A 20,101-nucleotide genomic window follows, 5' to 3' on the forward strand; every position below is an offset into this window, starting at 1 on the left:
TCAACGCTTCTTCAGATGCGACCGCCCGGCAGCGCGAGCGGTGCGCGCGGCGCCTGCGAGAAATCGAAGTCCGCGCGCAGGTCGCCCAGCGTCGGAACGCTCTCGCGTACGACCGGACGAGGGTCAGGCCGCCCGTCGGTTTTGGGGTCAAGACGCGCGCCGGCCAGGTAGTCGTCTTCGATGAATTTGACGTAAGCGTCAAAGCTCAGCGTCTGATGGTCGATGTAGCCCTTTTTAGCATACGGGCTGATCACGAGACCGGGCACGCGAAGGCCGTAGCCGTTTTCATCCACTCGCGGCGGAACGACATGGTCGTAAAACCCGCCCCAGTCGTCCCAGGTCAGGAAGATCGCGGTGCTGTTCCAGTCCGGGCCCAGCATAACCGTGTTGATAAGACTTGTCACGTAGGCTTGTCCGGTGCTCACCAACGCCGGCGGGTGCTCGCTATACGGTTGCGCCGGACATATCCAGACAACGGCCGGCAGCGTGCCGTTCTTGGCAGAAGTGAAGAAGTTCGCGAGCGGTTGGATGTTGCCGAGTTCGCCGTCGGCGCTGACCGTATCGAAGTGTGGCAGCGGATTCCAAATGCTAGGCGTGCGGGCGTTCTGGTTGCGTTGCGGTCCGTTCAAGGAACCGTCTGCGGTGTCCGGCTCCAAGCCGGGCATGACGTAATACGCCCAGCTCACGCGGCTCTTATGCAGCAAATACGTGAGGTCGGTCCAGGGATAGTCCGGCGGCACACGCGCCCCGAAATCCATCGGAAGGGCCGGGTCGTCCAACGCGCTGGTGCAGCTGCTTGGATCGCCGGCCCGCGTGCAAGCTGCCGACCACTCAGATACTAAGAAGAGATGCGAAGGCAGACTCCACGAGGAGTTGGGCTCGAACATGCGATCCTGAAGCACGAAGTTGTCCGCGTACGCCCAGTAGTTGGGTATCTCATTGCGGTTGTGATAGCCCATGACGTCACGGCCGCCGCCGCAGCGTGGGTGGGGCGGCCGGCAAAACCGTCCGGCGGTCTCCGCGTCAGCGATGAAGCCGTCCATTTTTCCACCGTCGATATCTTTTGTGGCGTCGCGCGCTCCGTGCGGTCCGCCTAGGTTGCGGTCGTTGGTGTCATGGAATGGCTTCAGGCACTCGTTGGTTTTCGGGTCAGGCACGCACACGCTCGGCACGCCACCGCTCATGGGAATCCCGTCCACGCCGGGATACGTGCCGAAGTAGGCATCGAAGGAACGGTTCTCTTGCATGATGATGATGATGTGCTTGATCTTGTGAATGCCGCCGTCTCCGACGGCGACCGGCGCGCCGCTGTTGACGGTCACGATATGTTTCACGGCGTCGTAGTTCACGACCGCTCCGAGCGATTCGGCGATGAATCGCAACGGCACGAGCGTGCGGCCGGCGACGACGAACGGGGCGTAGAAGAGAGACACCGTCCTGCCGTTGACCGTGGTGTCGTGCGAGCCGACGACGAGGTGCACGAGTGTGCCGTTGGCGCTGGTCGCGTTGATAGCCCCGTTGCTGTTGTTGTACACGACGGTCGCGCCGAAGTTTTCGAACACGCCGCGCAGCGGCACGAAGATGCGAGCGCCGCGCTCGATGGGCGGCTGATCGAATTGCACCAAACGACCATTGACATAGACCGCCGCGGTTTGCGCCGAGGCGCTCTTCGGCATCGCCGAAAGAGCTGTCAAGGCTACGAGCGCGAGGGTGGCGATGGCGACCGGAGACGACGCAAAGAACGCGTTCATGATATCAAGCTCCATTCGTGCGGCTCTTGACACGGCCCCGGACAGGCGTTTGACCACCGCAAGGCGCTTCCTTGCGGGAGTCCGCCGCCGATGGAGGAACTGGTTTGAGGAGAATTCTAGTCGACGATTTGACGGTTTCCGGCCCGGCAAGGAGGACGCGTTGGCGAATCTGCCCACCGACAGGGCGTACACCAAGGAGCACGAGTGGATCAAGGTCGAGGGCAAACTCGCGACGGTCGGCATCACCGACTATGCGCAGTCCTCGCTCGGCGACATCGTGTATGTCGAGATGCCGAAACCCGGCGCCGCGCTCGAGCAGTCCAAACCGATGGGCGTGGTCGAGTCGGTGAAAGCCGTTTCTGATATCTACGCGCCGATATCCGGTAAGGCCGTCGAAGTCAATGGCGACGTCGAAAACGATCCGGCGATCGTCAACACCGATCCGTACGGCGCCGGCTGGCTCGTGAAGATCGAACTCTCGAACGCCGCCGAGGCGAAGAGTTTGCTTGACGCCGCAGCCTACCAGCTAGTCATCGACGCGCTGAAGTAAGTTAGTCACGATGTACACGCCGCACACGCCGGACGAGATCCGGGCCATGCTCCAGGTCATCGGCGTGCCGTCATTGGAGGCGCTGTCCGACCCGCCAAAGGGACTGGCGATCCGCGGCAAGCTTGACGTCGCGCCGGCGCTGGTCGAATCCGAAGCGTATGCGCACGTCCGCGCGATGGCGGACGAGAACACCCACGCGCGCAGCATTTCATTCCTCGGCGCCGGCGCCTACCGGCACTACCAACCGCCGGCAGTGCCGTGGTTTGCGTTCCGCTCTGAATTCCTGACCTCGTACACGCCGTATCAAGCGGAGGCGAGTCAGGGCAGTTTGCAAGCCATCTTCGAGTGGCAATCGTACATCTGTCTGCTTACCGGCATGGATGTGAGCAACGCGTCCGTCTACGACGGCGCCACCGCGCTGGTCGAGAGCGTCGTCATGGCGGTGAACGCAACCGAGCGCAAGCGCGTAGCCGTGAGCCGCGCCGTGCATCCGCTGTACCGCCGCGTGCTGGCGACCTATTGCGAGGGGATGGAGATCGAGGTTCTCGAGGTCCCCGTGCGCGCCGACGGCTTGACCGATCTTTCGGGGTTGCACGCCGACGTGGCCGCGGTGATCGTGCAGAGCCCCAACTTTTTCGGCTGCATCGACGATGTCGCCGGCGCCGCGGCCGTGGCCCACAAATCCGGCGCGCTGCTGGTGCAGGTGGTGGCCGAAGCGCTGTCGCTTGCGGTGCTCAAGACCCCGCGCGAACTGGGCGCCGACATCGCCGTGGGCGACGCGCAATCGTTCGGCTTACCGGTCGGATACGGCGGTCCATACGTCGGCTTCGTGGCGGCGACCAAAGAACACGTGCGCCGCATGCCGGGCAGGCTGGTGGGTGAGACGCACGACGTCGACGGCCGCCGCGCCTATGTGTTGACGCTGCAAGGTCGCGAGCAGCACATCCGCAGGGAGCTTGCAAGTTCGAATATCTGCACGAATCAAGCGCTGTGCGCGCTCATCGCAACCGTGTATCTCGCAACCGTCGGAAGCAAGGGCTTGCGCGCCATCGCCGGCGTCAACTTGAAGAACGCGCGCGAGCTGGCTGCCGCGATCGGACGCGTGCCCGGTTTCGCGCTCGCCCATGACTCCGCGTTCTTCAACGAGTTCGTGGTCCGAACGCCCGTAGTGGCGGAAGAACTCGCTCGCGCGCTGGAGCGCCGCGGCATCCTCGCCGGCTTGCCCCTCGCGCGCTTCTATCCGGACATGGAGCGCGCGCTGCTCGTGTGCGCCACCGAACTGACCACGCCGGCCGACGTCGCCGGCCTCACCGCCGCGCTGCTGGAGGAGACCGCGCATGCCGTCGCTGCTGTTTGAACGCGGCGCCGCAGGCCGCGGCAGCGAGTTCGTGCGCGATCCCGGGCCGCCCAGCACGTATCTGGACGCGAAGTCTCTGCGCGCCGAGCTGCCCCTGCCCGACCTCACCGAGCTCGAAGTCGCGCGTCACTTCACGGAGCTATCCCATCGAAATTTCAACGTCGATTTGAACTTCTATCCGCTCGGCTCGTGCACGATGAAGTACAATCCGAAGTTGAACGAAGCGGTCTCAGGCTTGCGCGGCTTCACCGATCTCCATCCGTTCGCGCCTGACTCGGGGGCGCAGGGCGCGCTGCGCCTGCTCTGGCACATGGAGCGCACGCTGTCGAGCCTCTTCGACATGACGGCGTTCTCGCTGATGCCGGCCGCAGGCGCGCATGGCGAGATCACGGCCATGCTCATGGCCAAGAAATACTTCAAGGAGCGCGGCGAGCGCGAACGCGTGACGTGCTTCGTGCCCGATACGGCGCACGGTACCAACCCCGCAAGCGCCGCGATGGTCGGATATCGCGTCGTCAGCATCCCCTCCAATGCGCGCGGCCACACCGATCTCGCGGCGCTGCGCGCGAAACTCGACGGCTCGGTCGCGGTGTGCATGATGACCAACCCCAACACGCTGGGGCTTTTTGAGGACGACATCGTCGAGATGACGCAAGCGGTGCACAAAGCAGGCGGCCTCATGTACTATGATGGCGCCAACGCGAATGCCATCGTCGGGCTATGCCGTCCGGGCGAGATGGGCTTCGATCTCATGCACCTCAATCTGCACAAGACGTTTTCGGTGCCGCACGGCGGCGGCGGGCCGGGTTCGGGGCCGGTAGGAGCGAGCGCCGCGCTGGCGCCGTATCTTCCTGCGCCCGCCGTGGCAAAAGACAAATCCGGAACGTTCTCGTGGAACGCCGCTCTGCCGCGCAGCATCGGGCCCGTGCGCATGTTCCCCGCGCATTTTCTCGCGATCGTGCGCGCCTACGCGTACATCATCGTGCACGGCGAAGAGGGCTTGCGCACCAACAGCCGGTTGGCGGTGCTCAACGCGAACTATCTGCGCGCGAAGATCCGCGAGTTTCTCACCGTGCCGTACGAAGACTACTGCCGGCATGAGTTCGTGTGTTCGGCGGAAGAGCTCAAGAAAGCGACCGGCGTGCGCGCCTTGGATCTGGCCAAAGGCTTGCTGGATGCCGGCGTGCATGCCCCCACCATGTACTGGCCGCACGTCGTTCCGGAATGTCTGATGATCGAGCCGACGGAAACGGAGACGAAGGCTACGCTCGACGCATTCGTCGAGCTGCTGCGCGGCTTGGTCGAACAGTCGCACCGAGATCCGGAATCGGTCAAAGCTCTCCCGCTGCACACGCCGGTGCGCCGAGTCGATGAAGCACAGGTAGGGCGCCTTGCGAACAAGGCGGTGGGTTTGCGCTGGACGCCGCCCTCCGGCGGTGTGTCCTCGTAAGGTGGCGCAACGGCGCCGTCCTGTTCGCATCAAGCACGAGCGCTCCGCGGGCGGTTTCGTGCTCAAGCATGACGATAAAGGCTATCATGGTCTTGTGATCGGCCGCAGCACGCCGCGCATCTGGTCGCTTCCCAAAGGGCATGTGGAACCGAATGAAGCGGTCGAGTCGACCGCCACGCGTGAGGTGCTCGAAGAGACGGGCATCGAAGCGACGATCATCGAGAAGCTCGCCGACATCAAGTATTGGTTCTACAGCAGCCGGCTCAAACACAGCAAAGTCGTCCATTTCTACTTGATGCGATTCGTCGGCGGCTCGCTGGCGCCGCAAGTCGGAGAGGTCGACGAAGTGAGCTGGCTGCCGCTGGAAGAGATGCACAGCCGCATGACGCACTTGAACGAACGTCGTCTGGTCGCGCTCGTGCAGGGGATCGTGCAGGAGAAGTCAGCCGCCGCCCTCGGCTTTTAGTTACGAGGGTTCCGCGGCGCCTGAACCGTAAATGGTCCACTGATTGAAGCACTCCATCCTCACCTCGGCCTGCGGCGCGATGGCGCTGACGTTGACGTTAGCGGTCCTGCCCTTGGGCTGCGCGAAGCCGGCGGCGACGCCTACGACCGTCACGCCCGCCAGGCCCACTCCCAAACCGACGCCGACCACAGCCGACCCGCTCAACGGCGCGATCGTGCCATTGGCCAGCGTGAAACATCGCGTTGCCGCCGTCATGATCGATAACTATCCGATCGATGCGCGACCGCAAAGCGGTCTCTTCGACGCCGACGTCGTCTACGAAGTAGAGGCCGAAGGCGGCATCACTCGTTACATGGCGCTGTACCTGGCAGGCAATCCCAAGAAGGTCGGCCCGGTGCGCAGCGCGCGCACCTATTTCGTCGATCTCGCGCGCCCATACGATCCCTTTTTCGCCCATGGCGGTCAGAACAACGACACGATCGATAAGCTCAAGAACCTTCGGGCGGGCGGTTTTGCCGATATGGACGAAATCCTCGGCACCGCGCAGGCGTTCTGGCGCGATGACGCTCGCGACATGCCGCACAACCTCTACACCTCGGTCGAGCGCATGCGCAAAACGGCTCCGACCTACGGCATGAAAGACCAGAAATACACGCAGCGGCAATTCGATTTCGAGCCACCCGATCCGCGCCCGCCGGACGCGGCCCCGCTCAACATCCCGCCCGTCGTGGTGTCCTTCTGGAACGATTACAACGTCTTGTTCGTCTACGATGGCACAGGCTACCAGCGCTACATCGACGGCAACGTGCAAGTCGACCGCGACGACGCGCGGCCTTATAGCGTGGCCGATATCGTCGCCGTATGGATGCCCGCGCAAGTGCTCGACTCGCTCGGCGATCTTGCGATGAACGTGTACGGCACGTTTCCGGCGCTGCTCATCCGCGACGGACGCGCAGAAACGGGCATGTGGGTGGCGCCGGGTCCCACAGTCGTGCCGAGCTTGCTCGGTGACGATGAAAAGCCGCTCTACTTCAAGCCCGGTCAGATCTACATCGAGGTCTTACCGCAGGGCAGCCGCGTCGTCAGCGGGAAATCCGTCTGGTCGCATTAGCGAAGCTAATGTAGTGTTCCGAGCGAGCGAAGCGAGCTCGGAGAACCCAAAGAAGGGGGTCCAACGCCATAGCCCTTGAGGCCGTGAACGCCTCGACCGAGGCCGACCGCAATCGTTTGCTGGTCAAGCTCGACGTCTTCGACGGACCCCTCGACCTCCTGCTCCACCTCGTTCTGGAACAAGACCTCGACATCACGAAGGTCAGCCTCGCCGCGGTCTGCGAGCAATACCTGGCCTACTTGGCGATGATGGAGGGCCTCGATCTCGACATCGCCAGCGAGTACCTGGTGATCGCCGCCACCCTGCTCTTCATCAAGTCGAAAAAACTGCTGCCGCCGCCTCCGCCGCCGTTCAGCGACGCGCTCGAGGACGAGGCCTTGTGGGCGGAAGAATCGCTGCGCCAGCGCCTCATCGCGTATCAACATTACAAGAATCTCGGCGGCCGCTTCCGCCAGCTGCTCGACGCCAACGCCGCGTTTTACGGAAGGCCGCAGCAGGCCGTCGAGGGCCTCGTACAGCACTACCGGCTCGATTCGGGGACGCTCGGCATCGCGTTCGCTCGCGCACTCGCGAACGCGGAGGCGCGCCCGACGGTGGTCAAGCGCGAAACGTATTCGATGGTCGTGAAGATGAACTACGTGCTGCGCCAGATCCGCGAGCGCGCGAGCGCGCTGTTTTCGGAACTGGTCGAGGGTTGCCGGCGGATGGAGGTCGTCGTGACCTTCCTGGCCGTGCTCGAACTCATCAAAGCGCGCAAGGTCGTGTGCAAGCAGCGCAAGCCGTTCGAAGACATCGCGCTCGCTCCCGCGCCGAAGGGCGAAGTGGATCACCTTGCCCACTCTGCGTAGCCGCGTCGAGGCGATTCTCTTCGTGGCTGACAAGCCGGTCGCGCTCGAGGCGCTGTGCGAAGTGACCGGCGCGAACGCGGCGGAGGTGCGCAAAGCCGTGCGCGAGATCGAAGGATCGCTCGGCGACCGCGGCATCGTGCTGCGCGAAGTGGCCGGCGGCTGGCGCTTCGCCTCCCACCCGGAGTGCCGCGAGGACGTCGACCGCTATCTGCTGCCGCCCAAGACGCACATGTCGCAGCAATCGCTCGAAACGCTGTCGATCGTCGCGTATCTGCAGCCGGTGACCAAAGCGGAGATCGAAAGTCTGCGCGGCGTCAACGTCGACGGGGTCATGGAGACGCTCGAAGAGCGCCGGCTCATCCGCGAGTTTGGGCGCAAGGATACGGTCGGTCGCCCGATCATCTACGGCACGACCGACTTGTTCCTCGAGGCATTCGGTTTCCGATCGCTCGAGGATTTGCCGCCGTTACCGGAGGGGGCGCCGCGCCGCGCGGGTGGAGAGCTGCTCCAATTCCCGAACAAGCCCGAGCGCGAAAGCTCGCTCGATCAGATCAAGGAATCGGTCGAAGGCCACGAAGACGACATCGAGCCGCGCTCCGAATCACGACTGGAGCAAAGCGTCGCACAGGAGCTCAAAGAAGCGCTCGAGAGCACGTAGACCAAGACCTTGACCGCTCCCCACTACGTCTCCGATTTCGACACGCTGTGCGACGAATACGTCCGCTTCCGCCGGCCGTACTCGCCCGAGCTGTTCGATGCGATCGCGCAGGTCGCAGGCGGGCCGCGCGGTCGCCGCGCGCTCGACGTCGCGTGCGGGAGCGGTCTCTCCAGCGTGGGTTTGTCGGAGCGCGGGTGGGCCGTCACCGGCGTGGACATCGCGCCGAGCATGCTGGCAGCGGCTCGCAGCGCCGCGCCGGACGGGCGCGCCGCTTTCTACACGGCGAGCGCCGAAGCGTTGCCGTTCGCGGACGGCGCGTTCGCGCTGCTCGTCTGCGGCCAAGCCTTCCATTGGTTCGAACCTGAGCGCGCGCTGGCCGAATTCGCGCGCGTGCTGGCGCCCGGCGGCGCTCTGGCCATATTCTGGAAGTATGCAAAAGACAATCCATTCGGGCGCGCCGTCGCGGGGCTCATGTCGGAATGGACGGGTCAGAAGAAAGCGCCGCTCGACGTGCATACCGCCGAGCGCATGGCGCCCTTCTGGGCGGTCACCGCGCGCGCCGGCGAAAAACGCGCCGGCGCGATGTTCGTGGGCGGCGAACGCAGGAGCCTCGATTTTCCGTTGCGCTACAGCGTTGATTCGTACATCGGCTATCACGCCTCGCGTGAGAACCTGCGCCTCGCCATGGGGCCGCGCCGCGAAGCGTTCTTGGAAGCGGCGCGAGCGGTGGTCGCGCGCCTTGCGCCACCCAGCGGTGAGTTTGAGATCGATCACCAGCAGGTGATCTACTTGGCGCACAAGCCGTAGAGCGTATGCGTTTCGGCGTTCACGTCGGCATCGGCGGCGGTTTCGAAAAGACGATCGCGGAAGCGCGGGCCGCCCGCTGCGAATGCATTCAGATCTTCGCCGGCAACCCGCGCGGTTTCCGGCGTACCCCGTACAATGCCCAGGCATGGGACAAGTTCCGGGCGCTGCGCGAGCGCTACGACATCGCGCCGACCGTCATCCACAGCGCGTATCTGGTGAATCTCGTCACGGCTGCGCAGGAGCTTCACCGGATCAGCGTCCTGATGGTCGCCAACGATCTCGAGGTGGCCGCTCGCGGCGGCATCGAGTACGTCAACACCCACCTCGGCAGCTACGGTGAAGAAAGCCGCGCGAAAGGCTTCACGCGCGTGTGCAAGACGATCGCCAAATTGGTGCGCGCCGCAAAACCCGGACCGATGCTCCTGCTCGAGAACGCCGCCGGCGCCGGCAACCTGTGCGGCGGCACGCTCGATGAGCTTGGCGCCATTCTGAAGGAAGTGCCGAGCGAGCGGGTCGGCGTGTGCCTCGACACCGCGCACGCCTGGGCCGCCGGCTACGACATCTCCGGCGAGACCGGCGTGGCCGAGTTCATGCGCGCGATCGAGCGTCACATCGGTTTCCAGCGCGTGCGCGTGCTGCACCTCAACGATACCGAAGTGGACCTCGGGGCTAAACGCGACCGCCATTGGCACGTCGGCAAAGGCAAGATCGGCACGCGCGGCATGCGCTCGCTGCTGAAGCGCCCGGAACTGGAACACGTCGCGGTCATCTGCGAAACGCCAAAAACTCCTGAGCTCGACCGCGCCAACGTGCGCGCTGCGCGCACGCTTGCGGGGCCGGCCGTTCGTCCCGTAGGCCTGAGGCGCTGATCCCGGAAAAACCGAAACACTCGCTTCAACCACAAAGTAAGAACGGACGATGATTGTGCGGCGACCTGCGGTTCTTTTGGCAACGTTCTGTTCGCTGGCGTGGATGCTCGCGAGCGCCGCTGAGGCGTTCGCTCGCGCGGGCGGCGGCGGGCACTACGGCGGCGGCGGCAGTCACGGCGGCGGTGGGTACGGCGGCGGCGGAGGAGGAGGTCTCTTCAGCCTGTGGCCCCTGCTCTTCTTGGGGCATGGCACGGGCGCGTGGGCCATCATCGCGCTCATCGTCCTCTACTACATATATAACCGTTCGCGCAGCGCGCAAGGAGATGGCGGGTCGCAGCAAGCCCAAACCGTGACGCCGGAGTTCATGAACGCGCCTTCGCGCGTGGTCGACGAGCAAGCGATCGCGGCCGGCATCGCTGCGATCCAACAGCGCGACCCCAACTTCAACCTCCAGGCATTTCTCGATCGAGCGCAGACGGCGTTTTTCAAAATACAGCAAGCTTGGGCGGCGCGCAATCAAGATCTCGCGCGCGACGTCATGAGCGACGCCCTCTACGAACGTCACAAGATGCAGACCGATCAGCTCATCGCGAATCATCAGGTCGACGTGCTCGAGAACATCGTCATCGGGCACGCGAAGATCACCGGCGTGACGCCGGCCGCGCCCTACGATTCGATCTGCGTCGCCTTCACCGCGAGCATGGCCGACTACACGATCGACGAGAACACGAAGAAGGTCGTCGATGGCGAACGCGTGCCGACGACCTTTACCGAGTTCTGGACTTTCATCAGGCGGGCCGACGCCAAGAGTGCCGCCGGGTCGACCACGCTTGCGTCGACGTGCCCTTCGTGCGGCGCGCCGCTCAAGCTGACGAACGGCCGCTGTGACTATTGCAGCGCGCCGGTGCGCACCTCATCGTCTGAGTGGGTCGTCGATCAAATAGAGCAGGCCTTCTAGCTCACTTCTCCAAGATCAATCGCCCGCCAGGGTAATCCAAAAACGTCGCGCTGAAGCGCGAGAGCACGCCGCCTCCCAAGATGCCGTCAGTGCTCTTGCTCTGCGTGAACGCGCCGGTGGGGTTCAACAGCACCTCCGTATAGACGTCGGCGAGAGAAAAGTTTCCCAACGCCAAGCGATTCACCGTGGTCGTGCGGATGGCGAAATGGCCGCCGGCGCCGCGCGCCGATCCGACGTCCTCGCGCAAGGTCGGCGGGTCGATGCTCGAGCTTGCCGGACCCAGATCGCGAAAATGCGCGTTGGCGAAATCCTCGTACAAGATGAGGCCGGTGTCGCTTCCGGTATCGACCGACAGCGTCACGGGGTCGTTGTCGCCGAGCACGGCCTTGATGCGGGGAACGCGCTCGGCGAGATCGAGCGGCAAGACGACCCCGGTGCCCGAGTACGTGAACGTCTCCGGCGCGATGAGATGGAGCTGACCGCGCGAATAGCTCACCCGCAGCACGACTCGCGAGAGCACGTCGAACCCAAGGATGCCGTCGATGCCGGCGCGATCGATCTGCCCGGGCAGTTGCAGCGGAACGGCCTGGAGCACGAAGCTGTGGAACTGGATGCCGGCCACGCTGAGCGTGTCGGCACGCGCGATTTTTCCGTTCAGCATCCCGGCGGCGGCCACGCGCGAACTCCCGCCGGTCGGCAGACCCAGGCGATTGGCGGCGGCCAGATCGATCAGCGATGACGAACTCCCCGAATCGACGAGGAACTTGACCGGGTGATCGTTGATCGCGCCCTGCACCACGATGAGTCCATGCGGCGCGTCGAAGTTCACGGCGACGTCGCTCTTGCCGGCGGGAAAATCGGGTTTGCGGATCTGCGGCACGCTGAAATCGGACGCGAGCTGCACGCGAAATTCGACTTTGTCGACGGTCGTCGTCACGTTCTGATCGCGATCCGACTCGACGATGCGCACCGGCAGCGTGATTCGGCCGAACGTCTGGTAGGCGGCATAGTGGACCGCGTGGTCGCCGATCTCTACCGCATCGAGCAACGCAGTCGCCGCGTCGAGGTAGAAGATCGCCGGCGTGCGGCCGAATTGCGTCTTGAGCCTATAGGCGGTGCGACCGTCCATGGACGCCGTGCCGTCCACGCTCCAGGTGATGCCCGAGTCGAAGAGCACGGCATTGTAACCGAGGAGCAGCGAGGCTAGGGAATGACGGCGCTGCAGCGGGCCGGTCTGCACGTCGCCGTTCTCGTCCTGCACCCACTCGACGTTGCCGTCGCTGCCGCGCGCGCGCTGCGCGAGTGATAGGGTCAAGATCGTGCGGTAGCGGCCGTCTTTGTCCGCCAGCGTCACGTATTGCGCGTCGACGCCACGCTGGGAGATCGTGCCGCTCCACGTCGCGCCGGCAAACGGCAACGCGCCAATCGCTCGATGATGGCGCGCAAGCAGGTCGGCGACACCGGGCTGAGGCGATGAGCCGGTGGCGGCGCCGGCAAATGCGAGCAAGAAGCCCGCCGCCGTTGCGCCAATCCATGGCCCAATCATGCGACCACCTTCGCCGCGGAAAGCCGCACCGACCTGGCTTGTCGGCAAAATGATCCGGCTGCGGCCGCTCGAGCCCGGCGACGTGCGCATGCTGCAGCGCTGGGTGAACACGTCGCCCGCGCGGGATTTCATATTCACTCGCTTGCCGCTCAGCCGCGAACAGGAGCAGGAGTGGCTCGCGCGCGCAGCCAGCGATCCGAAAACGCCGACGTACATCATCCAAACGCTGCGCGGCAAGGACATCGGCGTCACCGGGCTCGTGATCGACGGCGCGCGCGCAACGCTCGGCATCAGCATCTTCGAGCGGAGCTATTGGAATAAAGGTTGTGGAACCGACGCGGTTCGGACGCTGATCGACGGAGCGTTTCGAGCGCTGCCGCTGGTGCGCATCGAACTGACCGTGCTCGTCGACAATGCGCGCGCCATTGCTTGCTACGAACGCGCTGGGTTCGCGCGTGAAGGCGTGTTGCGCCGTCTCGTGTACCGCGATGGGAAACCGACCGATATGCTCCTCATGAGCGCGCTGCACGAGGAATGGCTCGCGCGTGCCGGTCGCTAGACTTGTTCCCTTCACGCGCCGGCACGTCGATGCCCTCACGGACGGGTTCAATTCAGGCGCGGCGGCCGCGACGACGTTTTGGCGTATGCCGGTTTCGTATGCGCGGGCCGCGGGGCGCTTCGAACTGCAAGGCCGGCTGCGCCCGAAACCGCACCGCTTTGCGATTCTTGACGCCGGCCGTTTCGTCGGACTGTGCGCGCTGTTCCCGGCGACCTACAGCGGCCGCACGCTGGTGATCGCGATCTTCGATCCGAAAGCGCGCGGCAAAGGCATCGGCACCTATGCGGTGCAGACGCTATGCGATTTCGGGTTCCGCAAACTGAAAACGCACCGGATCGAGCTCGGCGTCTATACCCATAACCATCGAGCCATCGCGGTGTACGAGAAGTGCGGCTTCAAGCGCGAGGCGCTGCTGCGCCGCGATGTCTACAACGACGGCGTGTGGCAGAATTCTCTGTGGATGTCATTGCTGAGAGACGAATGGAGCGCCCGAAATGTAGCGCCCCGAGCGAAAACGTAGCCACGGACCTTTAGGTCCGTGTGGCGGGAGAAGATAGGAATCGAACCTACCAGTCCCCTTACGAAGACCAACTGGTTTTGAAGACCAGCAGGGGCACCAGCCCCATACTTCTCCCATGAACGATTTTGATCTTATTCTATAAGGCTTTACGGGAGTCGCCTGTAAGATTGGATCCGGCCGGCTCATCAGTTTGCAAACGGTTTGCAAACGAAGTCTCACGAGCCGCCGCGAATGCCTGATCCAACTGTTTCGCCGCCCGTTCCTGCAAATCAGGCGATATTGACGTGTATGTGTCCATCGTAATCTTGGTCGAACTATGTCCCAATCGTTCAGACACGGTTTTTGGGTGCTGGCCGTACTTAGCGGACCAGCTTGCATGCGCATGGCGGAGGTCGTGGAACCGAACTCGCGGGAGTTTATGTCGCCGTATTGCGTCCATGAATACGGTAGTGAACGTTGCGGGAGCCCATGGCTTGCCGTCCAGGCGACAACATATGAGGTCACCGTCGTGATATGATGGGCCGAGCCGCAACCGCACTTCGTTCTGTTTTATTCGGTGGCGCCGCAAGCATTCAACCGCAAAGGCGGGCATGGCAACAGTTCGCGTCCCCTTTGCTGATTTTGGATCCTTGAATCTGAGATTACCTTTCACTTGGGCGAGGGATCTGCAAACTAGCAGTGTTCCACGCCCCAGATCGACATCGGTCCATCGAAGAGCGAGAATCTCGCCGCGACGCATGCCGGTCGCAACTGCCAATACGACAGGAACCAACAATCTCGAGTTCTCCAAAGCGTCAATTAATCGAACGGCCGCCGATTCATCCAGGACCCGCGGCTCATAACGCGTGACCCGGGGTGGCCTGACTCTCTCAGCTGGATTGGCGGCGATTAGGTTCCAGCGCACTGCCTGCGCCAGAGCCTGGCGGAGAACACGATGATGATGAACGACCGTCTGGGGCGATAATCCGCCGCGTCCATCGTGCCGGCCGTTCTCGATCCATCCATTGTACGCCGCTTGAATATCTTGCGGCTGAAGCCTTGAGAGTCGATGGCCCCCTAGAACAGGAACCAGGGCTCGCTCAACAATATCCCTGTATCGCCACAGGGTTGTCGGCGATACCCGATGAGTGATCTCCTCGTTGAGCCAGCGAATAAGATGCTCCCTCACCGATGTTCTACCCGCCTCCACGAGTCCACCGCCATTTGCCGCAACCAGCATCTTGCCAAGTTCACGCTCCGCATCCCGCTTGGTCCCGTGAATCGTAACCCATTTTTGACGTCGTTTGCCGTCTGGACGCTGACCGTTGTCGACAACAACCGCCCAGCGGCCTTTACCGCGTCTTCGAATATGCCCTTTCATTGTTTTGTCCTTTCGCTTTGCGTCGAGATAGTTGGGTCAAGTTGCATTACCCGGGTCAGGTCACCGGCCGCTTTGTAAAACACTCGTCGCGTCGCTGCGAAACAGGGAGCACAGTTGCTTTCCACCCAGAACTGTACTGCTTCAGCGGACATGGCGATGCGTGCGGCGCGCGGCAACCGCCAATTCCCCAGAATCCTTTCGGCAGATCGAAGTCCTATAGGCGCGCGCAGCATTTCGATGTCCGATTCCGTCTCTTCGAAAAGGGCATCGAATTCCACGCACGCTTTGGACACTAAGTTGGGCGCCAGCTCGAAGAACACGTCGCCACGCCTTGGGAAACAGCCTAATGCCAAGTGCACTACTGCGGATACAGGTCGAGGTACCAAGTATGTTTGTGAGTCGTGATCAACCCCGACATATCTGGTAGTAGCGATGAGCTCCATTGTTCGCCGGTGGCCGAGGAGGTAGAAGGGCTTGCCCAGCCCGCGTCGTGGCGAGACTCGTTCCGGATTGTCTTCAAATGCCCACATGAGGCCCAGGGAGTAAACAGGCCGAAGCATGCGCATGACATGATTAAGGTAGCCCGCCTCAACCAGGGCCATTGTTCGTGGAATACCGAGTGCCGCCGCGATCTTTCGAACTACGCTAGGCGTCGGGAAGACTTCGCCGCGCAGGTACTTGTTCACCTGAGCGATGCTGTCGTGGTGTAGCTCGGTAGCAAGTCTGCTCTTCGAAATGCCAAATGCCGATCGAGCAGCATCGATCCAACCCCCAAATCGGTGACGCTCGCCTAAGTCAAGCAACGCAGAATGTCGTGGCATTTCAAGCCCTTTCAGTCGGACAGTGGGTTGTGCTGGGGTAATAATAACGGAATATAGATTCACTCTTTATCACAACATAGCTCACTGGTACCATATGCTAAGGGCTAATGCTCTCCAGTACTGAAGGGTAAGCTTAACTCCAGGATACGGGCCGTAAGCAACGGAATCCTGGTGAACACGACTACAAGGAAGGCAAAATGCCGGGACGTCGCGCGAACACGAGCTCCAAGTCTACTTTTTCCGAAGCTCCCGACGTGCTTAACGTGCCGATGATGGCGGGCTTGCTCGGTATCTCGGTTGGCTCTGCATACGCAGCTGTGGCGCGAGGTAGCATACCGGGTGTTGTTCGCATTGGCAGGCGGATTATCGCGTCAAAATCGGCCATTCGTAGCTGGCTGGATGGCGGCACTGTGGGAGTTGAGGAGTCTTCGAGCACCAAGAGAGCTCCGACAGATCACAACTCTCGCAGGCGGAGAGAGCGCAGACGATGAGGGGGCTAACCGAAGCTCTGCGATGGCACTCCAACAATCATGGCAGAAGTCCGAAGAGGGATCGCTCCGGCCCGCTAAATCCCGTAACCTACAAGCGCAGGTCAAGTCGAGCCAAACCGGAGATCGCGATCATCGAAAGCGCGATTCTGCCAAAACTGCTGTTGCTCGACGATGACGCGATTCGCGTATATGTTACACTGGTCCGATTCGCCAATCGGTGGACCGGTCTTGCCTATCCCGGAATGAAACTGCTGCGTCGACAGCTAGGATTCGTTCCTTTCCATACGGACTCGTACACGGGCGTCACTAGGCTAAATCTTACGCGAAAGCAGTGGGCCAGGCGCAGGGCGCAAATCGACCGGGCGCACCAACGTATTCAAGCCTCTCTCGACACCCTGGCGGGCGCCGGACTCATCGAGCAAACATATCGCTCGAATTCCAATGGCCCGTACAAGGCTTATCTGATAATGGGCGCGGATGGGAAGCCGCGTAAGCTCAGCACCCTGCAGCAAGCTGATTCATTTTTCATCGTTCCGCGGGAAGTGATATCCTCCGGCGCGTTCGGCATTTGGGCTAGAGTCAGCGAGTGCCTCGAGTTCGTGGCCGGAGCGGCTCTTCGGTTACTCTTGTTGATGATGAGAGACTCCAACCCTCTACGTTTCGGTGGCATTTCGCCCCAGCGCTTAACCGTCCAGAACCGTGCGATCAGAATTCGAGACGGAACCTGGCTGCGAGAATTAGGCGTGAATCATTATGAATTCTGGTGTGCTATGCGGTCCATTATTCAACGCCAATTTCTGAGGGCCCGCGATATCCTTGCGTCGACCATCGACGACCACTTGATACGCGATGGTACAGAACCAGCCGCTTCCGACGAGCACGCCCTGACCGTCGTTGCGATAGATGGCACCGACCTCGGTCCCTATCTGTTAGCTCACCCTTGCATAACCCTTGACTATGCCATCGGCCTACCTGACTACCCTTGATGCCAAAAGGGATTAGGTCCTCGCTGGAAACAGAAGAACATGCTGGCCCTAGGGTTGCTCCTGTCCGGCAAAACGGATGGCAATTTGTGCACGTGATGGTACCGCGACAACCAGTTGAGCTCTTGGGTGCTCTGCAAATGGCATGTATCCAACATGCCGGTAACCGCTCTCGTAGGCGCGGAAAAAGTTCACATGCGATCAATGCTTTTGCTGGAATGGCTGGACAACTGGCCGTGCAGTTATGGATGCATCATGTCGGATTTTCAGCACGCATGTCGTTGATCCGCCCAAGGCCAGACGCAGGCTTCGATATCACCGTCCTCGGCAAGCGAGAAACAAGATTGGAAGTAAAGACAGGGTGTCCAAAGGATGGTCGAAATGCATCGACCCTGAGGCATGGTGACGCACTTAGGATTCCAACCTATGATTTCCAAGTTGGTGCGGCTCTTTGGTGCATACTTGACCCAGGTTTTCAGGATACTCTTTCAACGACTATTCACGTTGATATTGTCGCAGCGGTACCCATTCTTCTGCTAAACCCGGAATCGCCCGACCAATGGATTCGCTGGTGGGAGCGCTTCAACGTCTACGCTCAAGAAATCAGCCGCCGCCAAGAGAACGAGGTCAAGATCTTATTTCGGGATATCAGGCATTTCGACTTGAACCCTCAGGTTCTAATTGATGTGCTTCGTCCGATATCCATGCCCTGGAATGATTCTACGGCAGCCGTAAGTAACGAATCTAGCGCGAGCCTGCCTTCACAAATACTCGACGTGGTCAGAACTCACGACCTATTTTCAGACTCTTACTTGGAACAGTTCCGCCGAGATACCTTAGAACACGCTGGGGTGCTCAGATTCACAGAGCTACTATTGGAGCGAGAGCCGATATTCGGTGGTTCGAAATGGGCTAGAGGGCAACCGATTTTGCCTCCCGACTCTCCCCCCGGCTCAAGATTCAACGGTCCGATTAAGCAGGCTCCGCTTGGGGCGCTCGCCTCAATGAACGATGGATCCGATGCACCTTAGCCAACAAGCGGCACTCCAGTACTACCTAAACCTTGGGGCCGATCGATCACTCGTGCGCACCGCCAAGGAATTTCAATGGCGGGGGACTAGGGCGAGTCCAAGCACGTTGAAACGCTGGAGTCGTAGATTTGGGTGGCAACGGCTAGTCGCACAGCACGATGCGCAGCTCGGCGAAGAGTTAGTGAGGAGAAGCGTGCTGGCTCAGGCAGACCAGCTGTACAACGATTTGAAGGCAGTTTCGTGGCTCAAAGGCCGATTTGCAGACCGCGCTAAGCTCGATCCAGCAGATCCCAATCTGACCAAGGTCGAGCGACGCCGCGTCGTTGACCCGAACCTGCGCGACTACCTTAAGCTCCTGCGCTGGGAACGAGAGCTGCGAGCAGACTTGATCGCGGGGAAAGTGCGAAAAGAACGCCTGATCGCGACTCCCGGACAGGCCTTGCAGTCGGAAGAGAATGCCATCCCCAAATGGGCCTACAAGCGCTGGGGCTTACCCGAATAGAGACCGTAAAGGCGGCTGCCCTCAGGTCATGCGCGAAATGAGACCAAAGGCGAACCAGAGTGATACCAAAAATCGCCTGTTTGCCGGCGAAAAGCCCGCACAAACGAAGCTGATAGTGCACTAACCACGCTCGCGCACAACGCCGTCCACGGGACGTCGACTGACCTTGCTTCGGTGAATCGTTTAGCGGATGCCGCGCAAGAGGTCGCTCGGCGTAGTCTTGAGTGCCCTTGCTAGTCTGAGAATGTTGGCCAAGGAAACGTTTCGTTCGCCCCGTTCGATCCCGCCAACATAGGTTCGGTGCAGTCCAGCCAGTTCCGCAAGTCCTTCTTGTGAGAGTTCGAGCGCGCAGCGAAGACGTCGTACTTCACGCCCAAGGATCTCCTGCTCGCGCTTTCCCACACAAGGATTCTGCGGGTAAAGAACACTATAAGTCTACAGACTATAAGTAGCGTCACGTCGCACGATTAGAGCAGGCGCGGCGGCGTAAAGAGATGGGAAGGGATTAAGATGTCTCGGCGGTCTACTGCAATTTGCTTATGCCTCACCGTCTTTGTGTTTAGTACTGGTGCGACGACAGGTCCAACGTCGAAACCATCGTCAGCCCTTATAGCGCCCAACGCTGTGATTAAGGATTACCGAACGGCGGTCAGAGCACTTCGAAAGATCGATTCGGATGTTCAGATTGGAATCAGCTTTGCAGATTATCATTCGCGCTTGCTGGACGCAGCCAGCGATGCTAAGGCTGCGATGGCCGCGATCATAGTAGATTTCGGAGGCAAGAAAACCGACACGCTTCCAGGGCCATTTTTAGAAGTGACGGAAGCCGAGTCGTCCTACGAATCTGCCGACGAGCTGTGGCGCTTCTACTTTCGCATGCGGGAGGCCAGCGACTACCAAGCTCCCGAGAACGAGGTCTCAGTAGACGGCCTAAGTCTTGACATGCTCAGGGCGACGATGAACGACTCGCCTGAGAACAAGGCGCAATACGACTGCTTGTCACAATTGCCAACGATCAATATCGGCGGCCAGGACTACATCCGCTTAAGTCGCGCGTTGTCGTGCTACTGGAATGCAGCTTCGACATTGCTCGCTCACGCTGAGGCAAAGATCGCGATGCTTAAGCCCTCGAGATAGCAAAAGAGAAGGACGCCAATCGGGCGGATTTGTATTCGGCCGCAGGTTGGTCTCGACGAACTTGGAATCATAGCTCCTAGATCCTAGCGCCTCGACCTTGAATCTATTTGGCCTGCCATCATTGGGAGTGCTATATCCAATGCATCGGATTGACGTGTTTTCCGTGCTAATCATACTCGTCACATCAGCAGCGCTTCAGTCATGTACCGAAAAGACACAGGTTAGCGCCCCCAATAGGTCAGCCGCTTCGCCCGTGCCAACGGTGAAGGTGACTGCGCGGCGCACTTCCCGACCAGCAACACACGAGCCGTATGAGGTTTGTTCCT

The 20,101-nt window shown here is 61.3% G+C and carries 22 protein-coding genes and 1 tRNA gene; 16 read left to right on the plus strand and 7 right to left on the minus strand.

The window, feature by feature from the left end:
* Positions 1-11: 11 nt before the first annotated feature.
* Complete coding sequence (locus VN934_05625; GenBank protein ID HXM18274.1) at positions 12-1,751, minus strand: alkaline phosphatase family protein; 1,740 nt, start codon at positions 1,749-1,751, stop codon at positions 12-14.
* Positions 1,752-1,911: 160 nt separating this feature from the next.
* On the opposite strand from VN934_05625, the gene gcvH reads away from it, so the two are divergent.
* Genes gcvH through VN934_05645 form a run of 4 tightly spaced genes read left to right on the plus strand, consistent with a single transcriptional unit; the run spans position 1,912 to position 5,574 of the window.
* A complete protein-coding gene (gcvH, locus tag VN934_05630; protein ID HXM18275.1) occupies positions 1,912-2,301 on the plus strand; it encodes a glycine cleavage system protein GcvH in 390 nt (129 codons plus the stop codon).
* A 10-nt stretch (positions 2,302-2,311) separates the two neighbouring features.
* On the plus strand, positions 2,312-3,658 hold the full coding sequence (gene gcvPA, locus VN934_05635; GenBank protein HXM18276.1) for an aminomethyl-transferring glycine dehydrogenase subunit GcvPA: 1,347 nt from the start codon (positions 2,312-2,314) through the stop codon (positions 3,656-3,658).
* On the plus strand, positions 3,639-5,108 hold the full coding sequence (gcvPB, locus tag VN934_05640) for an aminomethyl-transferring glycine dehydrogenase subunit GcvPB (GenBank protein HXM18277.1): 1,470 nt from the start codon (positions 3,639-3,641) through the stop codon (positions 5,106-5,108). The genes gcvPA and gcvPB overlap by 20 nt, the downstream gene beginning before the upstream one ends.
* A gap of 1 nt (position 5,109) precedes the next feature.
* Positions 5,110-5,574 (plus strand): NUDIX hydrolase, encoded by a 465-nt coding sequence (locus VN934_05645; GenBank protein ID HXM18278.1) that lies wholly within the window; start codon positions 5,110-5,112, stop codon positions 5,572-5,574.
* Here VN934_05645 and VN934_05650 read toward each other — a convergent pair whose 3' ends face one another.
* On the minus strand, positions 5,575-5,829 hold the full coding sequence (locus VN934_05650) for a hypothetical protein (GenBank protein ID HXM18279.1): 255 nt from the start codon (positions 5,827-5,829) through the stop codon (positions 5,575-5,577).
* Here VN934_05650 and VN934_05655 point away from each other — a divergent pair.
* The 6 genes from VN934_05655 (at position 5,828) to VN934_05680 (ending at position 10,825) form a co-directional block, all read left to right on the plus strand.
* Positions 5,828-6,685 carry a DUF3048 domain-containing protein gene (locus VN934_05655; GenBank protein HXM18280.1) on the plus strand — a complete coding sequence of 286 codons (858 nt, stop codon included), beginning with the start codon at positions 5,828-5,830 and terminating at the stop codon, positions 6,683-6,685. The genes VN934_05650 and VN934_05655 overlap by 2 nt on opposite strands.
* An 83-nt stretch (positions 6,686-6,768) precedes the next feature.
* Entirely contained in the window at positions 6,769-7,533 is a 765-nt protein-coding gene (locus VN934_05660; protein HXM18281.1) for a segregation/condensation protein A, read from the plus strand.
* Entirely contained in the window at positions 7,517-8,191 is a 675-nt protein-coding gene (scpB, locus tag VN934_05665) for an SMC-Scp complex subunit ScpB (protein ID HXM18282.1), read from the plus strand. Before VN934_05660 ends, scpB begins: the two co-directional genes overlap by 17 nt.
* Before the next feature lie 9 nt (positions 8,192-8,200).
* Positions 8,201-8,998 carry a class I SAM-dependent methyltransferase gene (locus tag VN934_05670; protein ID HXM18283.1) on the plus strand — a complete coding sequence of 266 codons (798 nt, stop codon included), beginning with the start codon at positions 8,201-8,203 and terminating at the stop codon, positions 8,996-8,998.
* Between the two features lie 5 nt (positions 8,999-9,003).
* Positions 9,004-9,867 (plus strand): deoxyribonuclease IV, encoded by an 864-nt coding sequence (locus tag VN934_05675; GenBank protein ID HXM18284.1) that lies wholly within the window; start codon positions 9,004-9,006, stop codon positions 9,865-9,867.
* A gap of 49 nt (positions 9,868-9,916) precedes the next feature.
* Entirely contained in the window at positions 9,917-10,825 is a 909-nt protein-coding gene (locus tag VN934_05680) for a TIM44-like domain-containing protein (GenBank protein HXM18285.1), read from the plus strand.
* Position 10,826: 1 nt separating this feature from the next.
* On the opposite strand, the gene VN934_05685 is transcribed toward VN934_05680, so the two are convergent.
* Complete coding sequence (locus tag VN934_05685; GenBank protein HXM18286.1) at positions 10,827-12,371, minus strand: aspartyl protease family protein; 1,545 nt, start codon at positions 12,369-12,371, stop codon at positions 10,827-10,829.
* Here VN934_05685 and VN934_05690 point away from each other — a divergent pair.
* Positions 12,370-12,930 (plus strand): GNAT family protein, encoded by a 561-nt coding sequence (locus VN934_05690; GenBank protein HXM18287.1) that lies wholly within the window; start codon positions 12,370-12,372, stop codon positions 12,928-12,930. The genes VN934_05685 and VN934_05690 overlap by 2 nt on opposite strands.
* On the plus strand, positions 12,917-13,450 hold the full coding sequence (locus VN934_05695; protein HXM18288.1) for a GNAT family protein: 534 nt from the start codon (positions 12,917-12,919) through the stop codon (positions 13,448-13,450). The genes VN934_05690 and VN934_05695 overlap by 14 nt, the downstream gene beginning before the upstream one ends.
* A gap of 21 nt (positions 13,451-13,471) precedes the next feature.
* On the opposite strand, the gene VN934_05700 is transcribed toward VN934_05695, so the two are convergent.
* From VN934_05700 to VN934_05710, 3 genes are all read right to left on the minus strand, one after another.
* Positions 13,472-13,565: transfer RNA gene (locus VN934_05700), tRNA-Sec, on the minus strand.
* Positions 13,566-13,586: 21 nt separating this feature from the next.
* Positions 13,587-14,810, minus strand: a complete 1,224-nt coding sequence (locus VN934_05705; protein ID HXM18289.1) for a tyrosine-type recombinase/integrase — start codon at positions 14,808-14,810, stop codon at positions 13,587-13,589.
* A complete protein-coding gene (locus VN934_05710; protein ID HXM18290.1) occupies positions 14,807-15,613 on the minus strand; it encodes a helix-turn-helix transcriptional regulator in 807 nt (268 codons plus the stop codon). Before VN934_05710 ends, VN934_05705 begins: the two co-directional genes overlap by 4 nt.
* Positions 15,614-16,118: 505 nt before the next feature.
* Here VN934_05710 and VN934_05715 point away from each other — a divergent pair.
* The 3 genes from VN934_05715 (at position 16,119) to VN934_05725 (ending at position 18,638) form a co-directional block, all read left to right on the plus strand.
* Positions 16,119-17,108, plus strand: a complete 990-nt coding sequence (locus tag VN934_05715) for a hypothetical protein (GenBank protein HXM18291.1) — start codon at positions 16,119-16,121, stop codon at positions 17,106-17,108.
* 122 nt (positions 17,109-17,230) lie between these two features.
* Complete coding sequence (locus VN934_05720) at positions 17,231-18,136, plus strand: hypothetical protein (GenBank protein ID HXM18292.1); 906 nt, start codon at positions 17,231-17,233, stop codon at positions 18,134-18,136.
* Positions 18,137-18,317: 181 nt separating this feature from the next.
* Positions 18,318-18,638 (plus strand): hypothetical protein, encoded by a 321-nt coding sequence (locus VN934_05725; GenBank protein HXM18293.1) that lies wholly within the window; start codon positions 18,318-18,320, stop codon positions 18,636-18,638.
* A 183-nt stretch (positions 18,639-18,821) separates the two neighbouring features.
* On the opposite strand, the gene VN934_05730 is transcribed toward VN934_05725, so the two are convergent.
* Positions 18,822-19,040, minus strand: coding sequence for a helix-turn-helix transcriptional regulator (locus VN934_05730; GenBank protein HXM18294.1), 219 nt, complete (start codon positions 19,038-19,040; stop codon positions 18,822-18,824).
* A 222-nt stretch (positions 19,041-19,262) separates the two neighbouring features.
* Between VN934_05730 and VN934_05735 the strand changes: the two genes are divergently transcribed.
* Positions 19,263-19,775 (plus strand): hypothetical protein, encoded by a 513-nt coding sequence (locus VN934_05735; protein ID HXM18295.1) that lies wholly within the window; start codon positions 19,263-19,265, stop codon positions 19,773-19,775.
* Positions 19,776-20,101 lie beyond the last annotated feature (326 nt).

The organism is Candidatus Tumulicola sp. (assembly GCA_035601835.1).
Classification (GTDB): domain Bacteria; phylum Vulcanimicrobiota; class Vulcanimicrobiia; order Eremiobacterales; family Eremiobacteraceae; genus DATNNM01.